This is a genomic window from Bacillus pretiosus (assembly GCF_051294775.1).
In the GTDB taxonomy this organism is placed as follows: Bacteria; Bacillota; Bacilli; order Bacillales; family Bacillaceae_G; genus Bacillus_A; species Bacillus_A wiedmannii.
In genome coordinates, this window is the sequence record NZ_JBPPHF010000002.1 from 425,489 (window position 1) to 441,765 (window position 16,277).

16 protein-coding genes and 1 pseudogene are annotated in these 16,277 nt (G+C 37.2%); 13 read left to right on the forward strand and 4 right to left on the reverse strand.

Translation table 11 applies throughout. From position 1 onward, the window contains the following. Positions 1–29 precede the first annotated feature (29 nt). The 5 genes and pseudogenes from nadB (at position 30) to ACSG5Z_RS10415 (ending at position 6,570) form a co-directional block, all read left to right on the forward strand. Entirely contained in the window at positions 30–1,559 is a 1,530-nt protein-coding gene (gene nadB / locus ACSG5Z_RS10395; RefSeq protein WP_088064470.1) for an L-aspartate oxidase, read from the forward strand. Between the two features lie 19 nt (positions 1,560–1,578). After that, positions 1,579–2,412, forward strand: a complete 834-nt coding sequence (nadC, locus tag ACSG5Z_RS10400) for a carboxylating nicotinate-nucleotide diphosphorylase (protein WP_088064469.1) — start codon at positions 1,579–1,581, stop codon at positions 2,410–2,412. A 30-nt stretch (positions 2,413–2,442) separates the two neighbouring features. Beyond that, a complete protein-coding gene (gene nadA, locus ACSG5Z_RS10405) occupies positions 2,443–3,549 on the forward strand; it encodes a quinolinate synthase NadA (RefSeq protein ID WP_431144347.1) in 1,107 nt (368 codons plus the stop codon). 226 nt (positions 3,550–3,775) lie between these two features. Further along, positions 3,776–3,932 (forward strand): annotated as a pseudogene (gene safA, locus ACSG5Z_RS10410) (SafA/ExsA family spore coat assembly protein); the annotation flags it as partial. Between the two features lie 1,990 nt (positions 3,933–5,922). Beyond that, on the forward strand, positions 5,923–6,570 hold the full coding sequence (locus ACSG5Z_RS10415) for a YhcN/YlaJ family sporulation lipoprotein (RefSeq protein WP_001093539.1): 648 nt from the start codon (positions 5,923–5,925) through the stop codon (positions 6,568–6,570). A 33-nt stretch (positions 6,571–6,603) separates the two neighbouring features. Here the strand turns inward: ACSG5Z_RS10415 and ACSG5Z_RS10420 are convergent, their stop codons facing one another. After that, the gene (locus ACSG5Z_RS10420) at positions 6,604–7,047 is read right to left on the reverse strand and encodes a branched-chain amino acid ABC transporter substrate-binding protein (RefSeq protein WP_435711429.1); all 444 of its coding nucleotides are present in this window, start codon (positions 7,045–7,047) and stop codon (positions 6,604–6,606) included. A 433-nt stretch (positions 7,048–7,480) separates the two neighbouring features. On the opposite strand from ACSG5Z_RS10420, the gene ACSG5Z_RS10425 reads away from it, so the two are divergent. Further along, positions 7,481–8,011 carry a BofC C-terminal domain-containing protein gene (locus tag ACSG5Z_RS10425; RefSeq protein ID WP_087985316.1) on the forward strand — a complete coding sequence of 177 codons (531 nt, stop codon included), beginning with the start codon at positions 7,481–7,483 and terminating at the stop codon, positions 8,009–8,011. Between the two features lie 10 nt (positions 8,012–8,021). On the opposite strand, the gene ACSG5Z_RS10430 is transcribed toward ACSG5Z_RS10425, so the two are convergent. Beyond that, positions 8,022–8,966, reverse strand: a complete 945-nt coding sequence (locus ACSG5Z_RS10430) for an iron-hydroxamate ABC transporter substrate-binding protein (protein ID WP_088064465.1) — start codon at positions 8,964–8,966, stop codon at positions 8,022–8,024. Positions 8,967–9,154: 188 nt separating this feature from the next. On the opposite strand from ACSG5Z_RS10430, the gene ruvA reads away from it, so the two are divergent. Genes ruvA through yajC form a run of 6 tightly spaced genes read left to right on the forward strand, consistent with a single transcriptional unit; the run spans position 9,155 to position 13,488 of the window. Further along, entirely contained in the window at positions 9,155–9,772 is a 618-nt protein-coding gene (gene ruvA, locus ACSG5Z_RS10435) for a Holliday junction DNA helicase RuvA (RefSeq protein WP_088064464.1), read from the forward strand. Positions 9,773–9,777: 5 nt separating this feature from the next. Then, positions 9,778–10,779 carry a Holliday junction branch migration DNA helicase RuvB gene (ruvB, locus tag ACSG5Z_RS10440; protein ID WP_088064463.1) on the forward strand — a complete coding sequence of 334 codons (1,002 nt, stop codon included), beginning with the start codon at positions 9,778–9,780 and terminating at the stop codon, positions 10,777–10,779. Further along, positions 10,776–10,976, forward strand: coding sequence for a DUF2905 domain-containing protein (locus ACSG5Z_RS10445; RefSeq protein ID WP_000138162.1), 201 nt, complete (start codon positions 10,776–10,778; stop codon positions 10,974–10,976). The genes ruvB and ACSG5Z_RS10445 overlap by 4 nt, the downstream gene beginning before the upstream one ends. Before the next feature lie 19 nt (positions 10,977–10,995). Further along, positions 10,996–12,048 (forward strand): tRNA preQ1(34) S-adenosylmethionine ribosyltransferase-isomerase QueA, encoded by a 1,053-nt coding sequence (gene queA / locus ACSG5Z_RS10450; protein ID WP_048541404.1) that lies wholly within the window; start codon positions 10,996–10,998, stop codon positions 12,046–12,048. A gap of 12 nt (positions 12,049–12,060) precedes the next feature. Continuing rightward, positions 12,061–13,200 (forward strand): tRNA guanosine(34) transglycosylase Tgt, encoded by a 1,140-nt coding sequence (gene tgt / locus ACSG5Z_RS10455; protein WP_000125362.1) that lies wholly within the window; start codon positions 12,061–12,063, stop codon positions 13,198–13,200. A 27-nt stretch (positions 13,201–13,227) separates the two neighbouring features. Beyond that, positions 13,228–13,488, forward strand: a complete 261-nt coding sequence (gene yajC, locus ACSG5Z_RS10460; RefSeq protein WP_001068064.1) for a preprotein translocase subunit YajC — start codon at positions 13,228–13,230, stop codon at positions 13,486–13,488. Between the two features lie 36 nt (positions 13,489–13,524). Here the strand turns inward: yajC and ACSG5Z_RS10465 are convergent, their stop codons facing one another. Beyond that, complete coding sequence (locus ACSG5Z_RS10465) at positions 13,525–13,908, reverse strand: TIGR04086 family membrane protein (protein ID WP_000349129.1); 384 nt, start codon at positions 13,906–13,908, stop codon at positions 13,525–13,527. A 103-nt stretch (positions 13,909–14,011) separates the two neighbouring features. Here ACSG5Z_RS10465 and ACSG5Z_RS10470 point away from each other — a divergent pair, with 103 nt between their 5' ends. Next, positions 14,012–14,659: a DUF421 domain-containing protein gene (locus tag ACSG5Z_RS10470; protein WP_000455380.1), complete on the forward strand. Its 648-nt coding sequence runs from the start codon at positions 14,012–14,014 to the stop codon at positions 14,657–14,659. A gap of 29 nt (positions 14,660–14,688) precedes the next feature. Here ACSG5Z_RS10470 and spoVB read toward each other — a convergent pair whose 3' ends face one another. Then, positions 14,689–16,248 carry a stage V sporulation protein B gene (spoVB, locus tag ACSG5Z_RS10475; RefSeq protein WP_435711430.1) on the reverse strand — a complete coding sequence of 520 codons (1,560 nt, stop codon included), beginning with the start codon at positions 16,246–16,248 and terminating at the stop codon, positions 14,689–14,691. Between the last annotated feature and the right edge of the window lie 29 nt (positions 16,249–16,277).

A 16,277-nucleotide genomic window follows, 5' to 3' on the forward strand; every position in this document is an offset into this window, starting at 1 on the left:
TGAAAAGTGTAAAGTAGGAGGCAACAATTATGCCAAGTGCAGATGTCTTAATTATTGGAAGTGGCGTTGCGGCACTTCGTGTTGCGAAAGAGATTTGTCACGAAAAGAATGTGATTATTATCACAAAGGAAACAAATCGTAATAATAATACATATTTAGCGCAAGGTGGAATTGCCGCAGCAGTTGCAACATATGACAATCCAAATGATCATTTTGAAGATACGTTAGTAGCAGGATGTCATTATAACAATGAAGATGTGGTCCGTTATTTAGTCGAGGAAGGACCGAAAGAAATGAATAATCTCATTGAAAATGGAATGAAATTTGATGGAGATGAAACGGGTCCTCATCTTGGAAAAGAAGGCGCACATCGAAAGCGTCGTATTTTACATGCAGGTGGCGATGCAACAGGAAAGAATTTATTAGAGCATTTCATTCAAGAAGTAGCTCCGCACGTTACGGTAGTGGAACAGGAAATGGTGCTCGATTTTATTATAGAAAATGATAAATGTGTTGGAGTTTTAACAAGAACTAGTGAAGGGAAGTTGAAGCGTTACGTTGCAGATTATACGGTGTTAGCAACAGGTGGGATTGGCGGTTTATACGCCTTTACTTCTAACGATAAGACAATTACGGGTGATGGACTTGCGATGGTGTACCGCGCAGGCGGGGAGCTCGTAGATTTAGAGTTTGTACAGTTTCATCCAACAATGTTATACGCGAACGGGCGATGCTGCGGCCTCGTCTCTGAAGCTGTCCGTGGTGAAGGAGCTGTCCTTATGAATGGAAAAGGGCAGCGTTTTATGATGAATATACACCCTGATCACGATCTCGCACCACGTGATGTAGTAGCAAGAGCGATTCATGAGCAGCTTTTGGCGGGTGAACAAGTGTATTTGAATATCGAGTCTATTCAAAATTTCGAAGGACGTTTTCCGACTGTATCATCATTGTGTGAAAAGAATGGTGTCGATATAAATGAAAAACGCATTCCAGTCGTACCCGGTGCTCATTTTCATATGGGCGGCGTGAAAACGAACTGTGATGGGGAGACGTCCATTCCAAATTTATATGCGGTCGGTGAAGTAGCTTGTAATGGTGTTCATGGAGCAAATAGATTAGCAAGTAATTCATTATTAGAAGGTCTTGTGTTTGGAAAAAGAATAGGACAACATATTTTAACGAAAGCGACAAAAGAAAGCTGGAACAACGTGGCTGGGAAGGAAAAGAAGTTTATCGTTCTGAATCATTTGCCGGCGAAAGAAGAAATACAAGAATGCATGATGAAATATGTTGGGATTGTGCGAACAGAGAAAAGTTTATCTTATGCAAAGAGATGGCTTAGTAAGTACGGTGTTCGAAATATGATATTACAACATGATGCTCTTACAAATGAAGAGATAACGCTTATTAATATGTTAACAGCCTGTGAGCTTATAGTCGTGTCAGCTTTGCAAAGAGAAGAAAGTATTGGTGGCCATTATCGAAGTGACTATCCAGATAGAAATAGCGTAAAAAAAGAGATCGTTCGAGTGAAAAGAAAACTACAACTTGTGTGATGAAGGGAAGAGGGGCTCTATGAACACGATAAAAGTGAAAGAAGCATTAAATCGATTTTTTCTAGAAGATATAGGAGAAAGAGATGTAACATCTCAGCTTATTTTTCCAGACAATTTACTTTCAAAAGGAACGTTTCTTGCGAAGGATACAGGTGTCTTTGCGGGGCGTTTAGTAATTGAAGAAGGATTTAAATTAATTGATGAAAAAATTGAAGTGGAGCTTCATAAAAAAGATGGAGATCTTGTAGAAAAGGGCGAAATAATAGCAACTGCGCAAGGACCAATTGCTTCGTTATTGACGGCAGAGCGCGTTATATTAAACGTTATCCAGCGTATGAGCGGGATAGCTACGATGACACATAAAGCTGTTCTTGCTTTAGATAGCGGCCATACACGTATTTGCGATACGCGAAAAACGATGCCAGGGCTACGCATGTTTGATAAGTATGCAGTCGTGTGCGGAGGCGGATTTAATCACCGTTTCGGTTTATATGACGGTGTCATGATTAAAGACAATCATATTACTTTTGCTGGTTCTATTACGAAAGCTGTTACATCGGTGAAAGAAAAATTAGGACATATGGTGAAAGTAGAAGTGGAAACAGAAACGGAGGAGCAAGTGAGAGAGGCTGTAGCTGCTGGTGCAGATATTATTATGTTTGATAACCGTACGCCAGATGAGATCCGGGAGTTTTCAAAGATTGTACCAAGTGCCATCGTTACGGAAGCATCAGGAGGCATTACAATTGAAGATTTATCGAAATATGGAAAAACAGGGGTCGATTATATTTCACTTGGAGCGTTAACACATTCAGTGAAAGCACTTGATATTAGTTTCAATATTGAGGCGTAAGGAAAGTGGCTTAGAGGGGGAGAAAGGAATATGAGTATTTTAGAAAAAGTGCAACCGATTGAAACGATGTTACCAGAGCGTTATTACACGATGACAACAGAAGAAATGGAAAAGCGTGTTCGTGAAATTAAAGAAAAAATGGGGAAAACACTATTTATTCCAGGACATCATTACCAAAAAGATGAAGTGGTACAATTTTCTGATGCAGCAGGAGATTCACTTCAGCTTGCACAAGTTGCAGCGAGCAATAAAGAAGCGAAATATATTGTATTTTGTGGTGTACACTTTATGGCAGAAACAGCTGATATGTTAACGACAGCTGATCAAATCGTTATTTTGCCAGATATGCGCGCAGGTTGTTCAATGGCAGATATGGCAGATATCGAACAAACAGAAAGAGCGTGGAAAGAGCTCACGAAATTATTTGGAGATACGATGATTCCATTAACATATGTCAACTCTACAGCTGCAATTAAAGCGTTTTGTGGTCGCAATGGAGGAGCGACAGTAACTTCTTCTAATGCAAAACAAATGGTATCTTGGGCGTTTACACAAAAAGAACGGCTTGTCTTTTTACCGGATCAACATTTAGGGAGAAATACAGCGTACGATTTAGGCATCCCGTTAGATAAAATGGCAGTATGGGACCCGTATACAGATTCATTAGAGTACGATGGAGATATAGAAGAAATTCAAGTGATTTTATGGAAAGGTCATTGTTCGGTTCATCAAAACTTTACAGTGAAAAATATTGAAAATGTACGGAAGAATCATCCGGATATGAATATTATTGTACATCCGGAATGTTGCTACCAAGTTGTAGCAGCTTCGGATTACGCAGGGTCAACGAAATATATTATTGATATGATTGAATCGGCTTCATCTGGAAGTAAATGGGCGATTGGTACAGAAATGAATTTAGTGAACCGAATTATTCAACAACATCCAGATAAAGAGATTGTTTCACTTAACCCCTTTATGTGTCCGTGTTTAACGATGAACCGAATTGATCTGCCGCACTTATTATGGGCGCTTGAAACGGTAGAAAGAGGAGAAGAAATTAACGTTATTAGCGTAGATAAACAAGTGACTGAAGAAGCGGTTCTTGCATTAAATCGTATGTTAGAGCGTGTATGAAGCAGCGGGATTCCCGGTGCTTTTTTTCATACACATAATCATAACGAGAACGAAATGGGCATACATTGTTTTGAAGAAATCATTGCGATTTTCTTATGCTTATTCCACTTCTAATGATATTGAAAATCGAAGAAGTGATACAAGTGAAAAGAAGTTAGCGTTATTTAGAAAGGGTTACTTCATGAGATTTGTTACTTATAGATAAGTTATACAGGAGGGGGAAAATTTGAAAATTCATATTGTGCAAAAAGGGGATACCCTTTGGAAAATTGCGAAAAAGTACGGAGTAGATTTTGATACGTTGAAAAAAACAAATACACAACTTAGTAATCCGGATTTAATTATGCCAGGTATGAAAATTAAAGTACCATCAAACAGCGTTCACGTAAAACAACATGCTGGAGCAGGTTCAGCACCTCCAAAACAATATGTTAAAGAAGTGCAACAAAAAGAATTTGCAGCAACGCCAACACCGCTTGGAATAGAAGATGAGGAAGAAGTTTCGTATCAATCAGCACCAATTACACAGCAACCGGCTATGCAACAAACGCAAAAAGAAGTGCAAGTAAAACCACAAAAAGAAGTACAGGTAAAGCCACAGAAGGAAATGCAAGTAAAACCACAAAAAGAAGTACAGGTAAAGCCACAGAAGGAAATGCAAGTGAAACCGCAAAAAGAAGTACAGGTAAAGCCACAAAAAGAAGTGCAAAAAGAAAAACCAATTCAAATAGAAAAACCAGTTGAAAAACCGTCAGTTATTCAAAAACCACCTGTTATAGAAAAACAAAAACCAGCAGAGAAAGAAAACACGAAGTTTTCGGTAAATGTTTTACCACAGCCGCCGCAACCACCAATAAAAGCGAAAAAGGAATATAAAATTTCAGATGTAATTAAAAAAGGAAGCGAGTTAATTGCTCCTCAAATTACTAAAATGAAACCTAATAACATCATTTCTCCTCAAACGAAAAAAGATAATATCGTGTCACCGCAAGTAAAAAAAGAAAACGTAGGAAATATCGTGTCACCGCAAGTAAAAAAAGAAAACGTAGGAAATATCGTGTCACCGCAAGTAAAAAAAGAAAACATAGGAAATATCGTGTCACCGCAAGTAAAGAAAGAAAATATAGGAAATATCGTGTCACCGCAAGTAAAGAAAGAAAATGTAGGGAATATCGTGTCACCGCAAGTGAAGAAAGAAAATGTAGGGAATATCGTGTCACCGCAAGTGAAGAAAGAAAATGTAGGGAATATCGTGTCACCAAATGTAACGAAAGAGAATGTAGTTATTCCACAAGTAATACCGCCAAATATTCAAATGCCAAACATCATGCCAATGTTGGATAATAATCAACCACCAAATATAATGCCAATCATGGATAATAACCCAATACCAAACATCATGCCGATAATGGATAACAATCAAATGCCGAATATGATGCCGATAATGGATAATAATCAAATGCCGAATATGATGCCGATAATGGATAATAATCAAATGCCGAATATGATGCCAATAATGGATAACAACCAAATGCCAATAATGGATAATAATCAAATGCCGAATATGATGCCGATAATGGATAATAATCAAATGCCAAATATGATGCCAATAATGGATAACAATCAAATGCCAAATATGATGCCAATAATGGATAACAATCAAATGCCAAACATGATGCCAATAATGGATAACAATCAAATGCCAAATATGATGCCAATAATGGATAACAATCAAATGCCAAATATGATGCCAATAATGGATAACAATCAAATGCCGAATATGATGCCGATAATGGATAATAATCAACCACCGAATATGATGCCATATCAAATACCATACCAACAGCCTATGATGCCGCCAAATCCGTATTATCAACAACAAAATCCATATCAAATGCCATATCAGCAAGGGGCACCGTTTGGACCGCAATATACGTCTATGCCAAATCCAAATATGATGCCAATGGATAATAATATGCCACCGCTCGTGCAAGGAGAGGAAGATTGTGGATGCGGAGGAGAGAGTAGGCTATATAGTCCGCAACCTGGAGGACCACAATACGCGAATCCTTTATATTATCAACCAACTCAATCGGCATATGCGCCACAGCCAGGAACGATGTATTATCAACCAGATCCACCAAATGTATTTGGGGAGCCGGTTTCAGAAGAAGAGGACGAAGAGGAAGTTTAAAAAAGGCGGGATTATTCCCGCCTTTTTTGTATGTAGAGTCGTTCTGAAAATGGAAGATTTACATCAAATGTTAGAAAATCCCCAGTGAAATATTAACAGTGTAAAAACCTTCTCTGTTACTCATCATAAGAGGGAGCTTTTCAGAAGAGAAGTTCATTCTAACAGAGGGGGTTTTTGTATTGAATACGAAAGTAAAAGTGATTGCTGCTTCTTTGTTAGTTACCAGTGCATTAGCTGCATGTGGTACACCAAAAGATAACAATGCAATGGATGGACGTAACTACAACTATAAGCATACATCTTATAATGATACACACCAGTATCGTGATAATGTAGCGCGTAATGATCGCTATACAGATTATGTAACATATAGAAATGGTCGTAACGATACAGGATATAACAATTATTACCGCGATGTAAATTACAACGGACAAATTGCTAATCCGCATCCAACTCGTAATATTACAATGAACAATTCATACATTAACAATGATGGTAAAACAGCTGAAAGAATAACGAATCGTGTGAAACGTATGAATAACGTAGACCGCGTGTCTACAGTTGTATATGGAAACGATGTAGCGATTGCAGTAAAACCACGTAATACAGTGACAAATGAAACGGCGATGGCGAACGAAATTCGTCAAGCGGTTTCAAATGAAGTTGGAAACAGAAACGTATATGTTTCTGTAAGAAATGATATGTTTACTCGTGTCGATGCAATGAGCACACGTCTACGTAATGGTACTGTTACAAACGATTTTAATCGTGATATAGGAAATATGTTCCGAGACATTCGTTACGGTTTAACTGGTACTATGCGATAGCAAAACGAAAGAGGAAGGGGTAGCCCTTCCTCTTTATTCATCGTTGTCTTGTAAACGACGTTTTTTAATGAAATAACTAATGGAATAAGAAATTAAAAAGCATATAAAGAAAATACTACCTGTTAAAATAGCTTCGAAAAAAGGTCTCTCTGGACTGAAAATGATATAAATAATGGCTATAATAGTTCCTGCAATAAGAGAGCGTACAATAATTTTGTAATAAGGAGTTAACTTTATATCCTTTTCGCCTTCTTCTACATCGATAGAAACGCTTAACTGTAAATAACTAAGTACGATACTTGTAAGGATAAATAATAACCATAATGGAGATTTCGTAGCTTGATCCATTCCTTCAGTGAATCCGATATATCCTAAAATGCCAATTATACCAAGCGATTGAAAAAGAAAGGCAATACGTATGTTTTTTAATGTTTTCAGAATGAGACGTTCATCCTTTATTTTTTTCACAATATCCATCTCCTGTTTATTATGATTTCGCTATTATATTAATTGTAACATATATATTGCATTTATCAATTTATAATTTACACGAATTTCGTTTGAGTAAAAGAGGAAATAAAATATTTTTATAAACATGTTGCACTTATACTTTATTAATGTTATATTAGCAAAGCGATGAGCTAATTTACGTAAGACGAGAGATATGCTTAAGTGCTAAACACGCGAATGTGGTCGCCTGGTCTCTCGCCGTAAACGCATCAAGACGCCTGCTTTGCAGGCGTCTTTCATTTTATATAAAAACAAATGCTAATGCAGATAAAGATAAAACTTTATCTGCATTTTTTTATTTTCGAGAGAAATGTAATATGGTCATTTATATGGATAAAACCTCCATTTCCGGAAAAACTACTAATGAAAGTTTGATCTTGCCTAAAAGAGGTGAACGGAAATGAAATGGATACTGATTACGATGCAAGCTTTCGTTATGATGTTTTGTTTCGTTTATGAAACGAATGTGAAGGCGGAAGGGCCAGTACCAGAAGTAACAGAAAAAGAGCCTGAAGTTACAATTTTATTAGAGCGAATGTATGTTGATGGAGAAGTAAGTGAGGAAATCTTTACAGAAAAAGTAGCGGACTTAGAAAAGTTTTTACAGCAGTATAAAGAATGGCAGCTCGTTGATCGTGATGATGTACAAATTGTATTACAAAAGAAAGTTGATGATATTTCTCCGTTATTAAAGACGAGCGGTTATTTTGGTGTGTCAGAGGAAGGGATATTACAAATTTTCAAAGGTGTACCGAAAAGTGATAATGCGATTCATTCCTTCTTTCAAATTGATATGAAAAAGCTTGAGAGCTATGAGCGTGCGAAGTTGAAGCGTGGTATTCGTATTAAATCAAAAGAAGGTTTTGTGAAGACGATTGAAAAAATGAAGCAATACGCAGTGCAAAATAAGAAAAAAAGCAGCTCATGGTGAGCTGCTTTTTTTACTTGTTTTTATCTAAAATTTGTTTTGCGATTTCATCAATTAGCATATCTTTTCCGATTGGATTGAAAGCTTTCGTATTGAAGAGTTCATTTGATACTTCATATACGTGATTGTTTTTAACTGCTTTATTGTCTTTCCAAACGGCACTGTTTTTGTAGTCTTCGTAAACTTTATCAGCTTCGCCGCCAAAGTTTACAATAAACATTTGATCAGGTTGGAATGCAACAAGACCTTCTAACGATACTTGTGCCATCGTTTGTTTTAAATCTGTACCTTTTGTTGCTGGAAGTTTTAAGTCATTAAAGATGATGTCACCGTATCCGAAGCTACCGTATACACGGAAGTTTTGTGGTGTAACTGCGACGAACATAAAGTTCTCATCTTTTGTTTTTTCTTTAATTTTTTTAGATAAAGAGTCTGCTTTTTTATCGTAGTCTGCAATCCATTTGTCTGCTTTCTTTTCTTCGTCAAATAGTTTACCTACTTCTTTAAACTTACCGCGCCAGTCTTCTAAGTTTGTTTCTAAAACAACTGTTGGTGCAACCTTTTCTAATTGATCATAGATCTTCAATTGACGATTATTTAAAATAATTAAGTCTGGTTTTAATGCAGTAACAGCTTCTAGATCAACTTTAGGTGCCCAGTACCACCCTACTGCTTTTACTCCGTCTAATTTTTCTGTTAAATGATTTTGGATTTTATCTTTATATGTGTTTGCTGTACCAACAGGTTTGTGTCCAAGAAGTAATAATTCTTCTGTTGATCCAGACAGGTCAACAATTCTCTTTGGATTTACTGGAATTGTAGCCTCCCCTTTAGTGTGTTTTACAACTTTTGTTTTCAGTTGTTCTTTCGCTTTCGATTCTTCTTTTTGAGAAGAACAGCCAACGATAGAAAGAACAACTAGCATAATAGTAAATAAAATAAATAGCTTCTGTTTCATCCTGATGTAACCCCTTTAATTAATATTGATAATCATTATCGACTTCTGTATATTAAGGTGCTTCATACTTTCTGTCAATGGAAAATAACAGAAGTTTCAAATAGGGAACATTTGTTGGGGTAGTCTCGCTTTTCTATCATTAAATATGTTAAAATGGAATACATGATTTAAGAGGGAGAGATCGTATTTTGTTTGAATATGTTACAGGTTACGTGGAGTATGTAGGACCGGAATATGTCGTAATTGACCATAATGGAATTGGTTATCAAATTTTCACACCAAATCCGTATGTATTTCAAAGAAATAAGCAAGAAATCCGTGTCTATACATATCATTATGTGAGAGAAGATATTATGGCACTTTACGGGTTTAAAACACGTGAAGAGCGTTTATTATTTACAAAGTTGTTAGGTGTGTCTGGTATTGGACCAAAAGGCGCTCTTGCAATTTTAGCGTCTGGTCAAACAGGACAGGTCGTTCAAGCGATTGAACACGAAGACGAGAAGTTTTTAGTGAAGTTCCCGGGCGTCGGAAAGAAAACAGCACGCCAAATGATTTTAGATTTAAAAGGAAAACTAGCTGATGTCGTGCCAGATGCATTTGTTGATTTATTCTCAGACACAGAACGTTTTGATGAGAAGAAAGGTTCATCAGTTGAGCTTGATGAGGCGCTGGAAGCTCTGCGCGCACTTGGATACGCAGAACGAGAAGTTTCTCGCGTTGTACCAGAGTTATTAAAAGAATCATTAACGACGGATCAGTATATTAAAAAGGCACTTAGTCTTTTACTAAATGGTAAGAGGTGAGTATAATGGACGAACGTCTCCTTTCAGGGGAATCTGCATATGAAGATTCGGATTTAGAATATTCATTACGGCCACAGACGCTCCGTCAGTATATTGGCCAAGATAAAGCGAAACATAATTTAGAAGTGTTTATTGAAGCAGCGAAAATGCGTGAAGAAACGTTAGATCATGTGCTTCTATATGGACCACCAGGACTTGGTAAAACGACGCTTGCCAATATTATTGCCAATGAAATGTGCGTAAATGTTAGAACAACTTCAGGTCCAGCAATTGAAAGGCCGGGAGATTTAGCAGCTGTATTAACAGCACTTCAGCCGGGTGATGTATTATTTATTGATGAAATTCATCGTTTGCATAGGTCAATTGAAGAAGTGTTATATCCTGCGATGGAAGATTTTTGCCTTGATATCGTAATTGGAAAAGGGCCATCAGCACGGTCTGTACGTTTAGATTTACCGCCATTTACATTAGTTGGAGCAACGACCCGTGCGGGGGCATTATCAGCGCCGCTTCGTGACCGTTTCGGTGTACTTTCAAGATTAGAGTATTACACAGTAGATCAGCTTTCTGAGATTGTTGAACGTACAGCAGAAGTATTCGAAGTTGAAATTGATTCGTTAGCCGCACTAGAAATTGCAAGACGTGCTCGTGGTACACCTCGTATTGCGAATCGTTTATTACGACGTGTACGAGATTTCGCACAAGTTCGTGGTAACGGAACGGTTACGATGGAAATTACACAAATGGCGTTAGAACTACTGCAAGTAGATAAATTAGGTCTAGATCATATCGATCATAAATTACTGCTTGGTATTATTGAGAAATTCCGTGGTGGCCCAGTCGGGTTAGAAACGGTTTCGGCAACGATTGGAGAAGAATCTCATACGATTGAAGATGTATATGAGCCATATTTATTACAAATTGGCTTTTTACAACGAACGCCAAGAGGCCGAATCGTAACGCCGCTTGCATATGAGCATTTCGGAATGGAGATGCCAAAAGTATGACGGAGATGCCAAAGCTGCTTATTACAGCTGGTATTTTGCTCATTGTTGTTGGATTAGCTTGGAAGTTCATAGGAAGGCTTCCAGGCGATATTTTTGTGAAAAAAGGTAACGTTACCTTTTATTTTCCTATCATTACATGTATTGTGTTAAGTATTGTATTATCTTTTATTATGTATATAATAAATCGATTTAAATAAGAAATAGGTGGATATAGTTATGGATATTAATCTGTTTGATTTTCATTTACCAGAAGAACTTATTGCACAAATCCCATTAGAAGATCGTGAGACATCAAGATTAATGGTGTTAGATCGTGAAACAGGCGATATTGAGCATAAACATTTTACAGACATTCTTTCTTACTTACATGAGGGGGATTGCTTAGTTTTAAATGAAACGAAAGTTATGCCTGCTCGTTTGCACGGTGTGAAAGAAGATACAGGCGCGCACATTGAAGTACTTCTTCTAAAACAAGAAGAAGGCGATAAGTGGGAAACGCTTGTTAAGCCAGCGAAACGTGTAAAAGAAGGAACTGTTATCTCTTTTGGCGAAGGGAAATTAAAAGCAACTTGCATAGGAACTGCAGATCAAGGTGGACGTCATCTTGAATTTTCATATGACGGCATCTTCTATGAAATTTTAGATGAACTTGGGGAAATGCCACTTCCTCCATATATTAAAGAGACGCTAGAAGATCGCGATCGCTATCAAACAGTATATGCGAAAGAAATCGGTTCAGCAGCAGCGCCGACTGCGGGACTTCACTTTACAGAAGAGTTACTGGAGAAGTTAAAACAAAAAGGCGTCGGGTTAGCTTTCATTACACTTCACGTAGGACTTGGAACATTTAGACCAGTTTCTGCAGATACGATTGAAGAACACCATATGCACGCAGAATATTACCATATGTCTGAAGAGACAGCTGCGTTATTAAATCGCGTGAAAGAGAATGGTGGACGTATTATTACGGTAGGTACGACTTCAACTCGTACGTTAGAAACAATTGCGACAGATCATAACGGTAAGCTTTGTGCTGCTTCTGGATGGACAGACATTTTTATGTACCCAGGTTATGAATTTAAAGCAATTGATGGTTTAATTACAAACTTCCATTTACCGAAATCAACATTAATTATGCTTGTAAGTGCATTTGCAAATAGAGATAATGTACTTCATGCTTATAATGAAGCAGTAAAAGAAAAATATCGTTTCTTTAGCTTCGGTGATGCAATGTTCGTTGCATCTCACGCTAAAATGGGAAACAAATAAAAGGAGTAAATTATGACAGCAATTCGTTATGAATTTATTAAAACTTGTAAACAAACAGGTGCCCGTTTAGGACGTGTACATACGCCGCACGGTTCATTTGATACACCAACATTTATGCCAGTTGGTACACTTGCAACAGTTAAGACAATGTCACCAGAAGAATTAAAAGCAATGGATTCTGGCATTATTTTAAGTAATACGTATCATTTATGGCTACGCCCAGGTCACGAAATTATTCGTGAAGCAGGTGGTTTACATAAATTTATGAACTGGGATCGTGCGATCTTAACGGACTCTGGTGGTTTCCAAGTATTCAGTTTAAGTGACTTCCGTCGTATTGAAGAGGAAGGCGTTCACTTCCGTAACCACTTAAATGGAGATAAATTATTCTTATCACCAGAAAAAGCGATGGAAATTCAAAATGCATTAGGATCGGATATTATGATGGCATTTGATGAGTGTCCACCTTTCCCGGCTACTTTTGAATATATGAAGAAATCTGTAGAACGTACAAGCCGCTGGGCAGAACGTTGTTTAAAAGCGCATGAACGTCCACAAGATCAAGGTTTATTCGGTATTGTACAAGGCGGAGAGTTCGAAGAGCTTCGTCGTCAAAGTGCAAAAGACCTTGTTTCAATGGACTTCCCTGGTTACGCTGTAGGTGGTTTATCTGTAGGTGAACCGAAAGATATTATGAACCGTGTACTTGAGTTTACAACACCACTTCTTCCAGATAATAAGCCACGTTACTTAATGGGAGTAGGTTCTCCTGACTCGTTAATCGATGGTGCAATTCGTGGTATTGATATGTTTGACTGCGTACTTCCAACTCGTATCGCTCGAAATGGTACATGTATGACAAGTGAAGGCCGTCTAGTTGTAAAAAATGCGAAATTTGCAAGAGACTTCGGTCCGCTTGATCCAAATTGTGATTGCTATACATGTAAAAATTACTCTCGTGCGTACATTCGTCACTTAATGAAATGTGATGAAACATTTGGAATTCGTTTAACGTCTTATCACAACCTTCATTTTCTGTTAAACTTAATGGAGCAGGTGAGACAAGCTATTCGTGAAGACCGTCTTGGCGATTTCCGCGAAGAATTCTTTGAACAGTATGGCTTTAATAAACCGAATGCTAAAAACTTCTAATACATAATTTAAAAGGAGGAACAAAAGATGAATCCAGGTATGATGAATATCGTTATGATCGTTGCGATGTTTGCGATTTTCTATTTCTTATTAATTCGCCCGCAACAAAAGCGTCAAAAAGCAGTTGCTCAAATGCAAAATGAGTTAGCAAAAGGTGATGCTATCGTAACAATCGGTGGTTTACACGGTACAATCGAATCAGTAGATGAGACGAAAATCGTTATTAAATCTGGTGGTTCACACTTAACTTTCGATCGTAATGCGATTCGTGAAGTTGTGAAAAACTAATGAGAAAGGCCCTGCATGAAATGTGCAGGGCCTTTTTTAGTTGTTTTGTTTTGACATATTTACCCCGAAAATACCACCGAGTGTACTCGCGCCCATTAATGCTAATTGATAAAGTAACTGGGAGTTCGATAAAGTTTGAGAGAAGCCTAAATAGTTAACTAGAAAAACAAGTATAGCGAATGTAAGACCTGTTGTGAAACCTACTAGCCAACCTTTCCCTTGTGCTTTTTTGCCGGCAGTAAATCCGGATATAAGCATAGATAAAAGAGCTAGTATAAAAATAGTAACGGCTAATGTCTCTTCAGTCATATCTGTAAACTTTAATAAAAGAGCCATAACCATGCTAATAATTGATGCAAAAATTAATAAGGTAATGATACCAAAGCCGATTGCGGTTGATAATTTTTTCGTTCCATCCATTTATACATTCCCCCTTTTTAATACAAGCATATTTTCTTTTTGCCCAAGTTAGACTAGTTTATTTTTTATAGGGGAGTCTATACGTAAAAAAGGAGATGTAGAAATGGAATGGGTATCAATCATTGGCCGGACGATGCTTTTGTATATCATCATATTAATTATTTTTCGTCTTATGGGTAAACGTGAAATTGGAGAGTTAAGTGTATTAGATTTAGTCGTATTCATTATGCTTGGGGAAATGGCTGTAGTCGCAATTGAAAATACCGATAAATCACTTTGGCACCAATTAGTTCCGATGACTTTTCTTATGTGTATACAGATTATTTTGTCAGTCATTTCATTAAAGTTTCAACGATTTCGGCATTTAATAGAAGGTGAGCCGGCTATTCTTGTAAATGCGGGGAAAATTGATGAAAAGAAGATGAGAAAGCAGCGTTATAATATAGATGATTTATTGATGCAATTAAGGGAGCAAGGAGTTGGAGATATCCGAGATGTAGAATACGCTATTTTAGAACCATCTGGGAAGTTATCTGTCTTTCAAAAACAAAAAGGTAAACAGGATACATTGCAGTTTACTCTTCCTCTTATTATTGATGGAGAAATTCAATTGAATCATTTACAAATGATTGAACATACAGACGAATGGCTCATTGGAAAATTAAAAAACTTAGGTTATAACGATATCACACAAATTTTATACTGCAGCTTTCAAAACGGACAATTTTTTGTTGATTTGAAAGAAAACTAGAGGCTTACTATATGAAATAGTAAGCCCGTTTACTTCAAAAATGAAAGTTTTCGAATGATTGGAAGTCGACTTAACTCTTCTTTTCGAATGAGTTTGAAAGTGAAGAGGAGGATAATATAAACGATTGTTGTTAAATTGATTTCCCATAATGTTTGTACGCCGAGTGAATGAGAGAAAATTATATATTTATGAAGGTAAAAACCGAAAGCGCCTGCAATACCGATAGCAAGTCCGCCGAAAATGTAGTCTTTTGCGTAAATGGTAAATGTAATTTTCTTTAAAACAGTAGCGTAATGAAGGAATGTTACCGTCACTATATTTGCTGCAATTGCAAGGGCAACCCCCATCATTTGAAAATCTGGCCTTGAAGCTAGTACAAAAATAACGATTAATTTCACGATGGCGCCAATAAATGTATTCATCATTGCAGCTCTTGCTAAGTTTAAAGCTTGTAAAACAGAGGTAAGTGGACTTTGAAAGTAATGAAATAAAAAGCAAGGTGCAAGAAGCTGGATAAATGCTGTTGCACTATCCGATCCATACATAAGAGTTAAAATAGGAGAAGCGAATACGTATAATATAACGACTGACCACCCACCAGTAATTAATGAGATCCGAAGAGCTTGTTGGAGGCGGTGTTCCACTAATTTATGCTGTCTTTTAGCCATCGCTTCACTAATAGATGGAACGAGTGCTGTAGAAAGAGCGTATGTAATAAAGGCTGGCAGTGATAGAAGTGGGAATGCATAACCGTTTAATATACCGTATTGCTGGGTTGCGACAGAGGCAGCAACTCCGGCAATCGCTAAGCTTTGCATAACAACGATAGGTTCAAAAAAATATGAAACGGAACCGATTAAACGACTTCCTGTAGTTGGAAGGGCAATATCCATAAGAGAATAAAATGTACCCTTGCTTTCCTTTACAGTAGTGAAAAATCCAGAGCGTATAGATAAATGTTTTTCGCGCTGGAATAAAGTGAGTAAAAATAATAACGATGCAACTTCACCGAGAACGGCTGATAACATAGCGCCAGCTGCAGCATATTCTACACCGTAAGGTAAAAATAACTGAATGCATATAGCGATAATTGTAATGCGGACAACTTGTTCTATAACTTGAGCATAAGCGCTAGGTTTCATATTTTGTTTCCCTTGGAAATAACCGCGTAAAACAGAAGAAACAGCAATAACAGGAACGACAGGTAAAATGGCCATTAATGGATAGTACGTTCGTTCATCAGTTAATAATGTTTTTGCTAAAATAGGTGTGAGGAGCATAATTCCGATTGTTAAAATGATACTAATAACGGATGTAACAGCTAATGATACTGTTAATATTTTTTTAACTCTTTGTTTATCGTTCACAGCTTCCGCTTCTGCTACAAATTTTGCGATTGCGACAGGAAGGCCGATTTGTGTTAATGTAATTGCTAGAATGAATGTAGGAACGGCCATCATATAAAGGCCAACACCTTCTTCCCCTAAAATACGTGCCATTACAATCCGGTTAATAAATCCAAGGATTTTGGTAATAAAGCCGGCTATCATTAAAATAAATGCGCCTTTTAAAAAGCTTTGTCTCGTCATGGTCTTCTCCTACCTTCTCAAAATCAGTG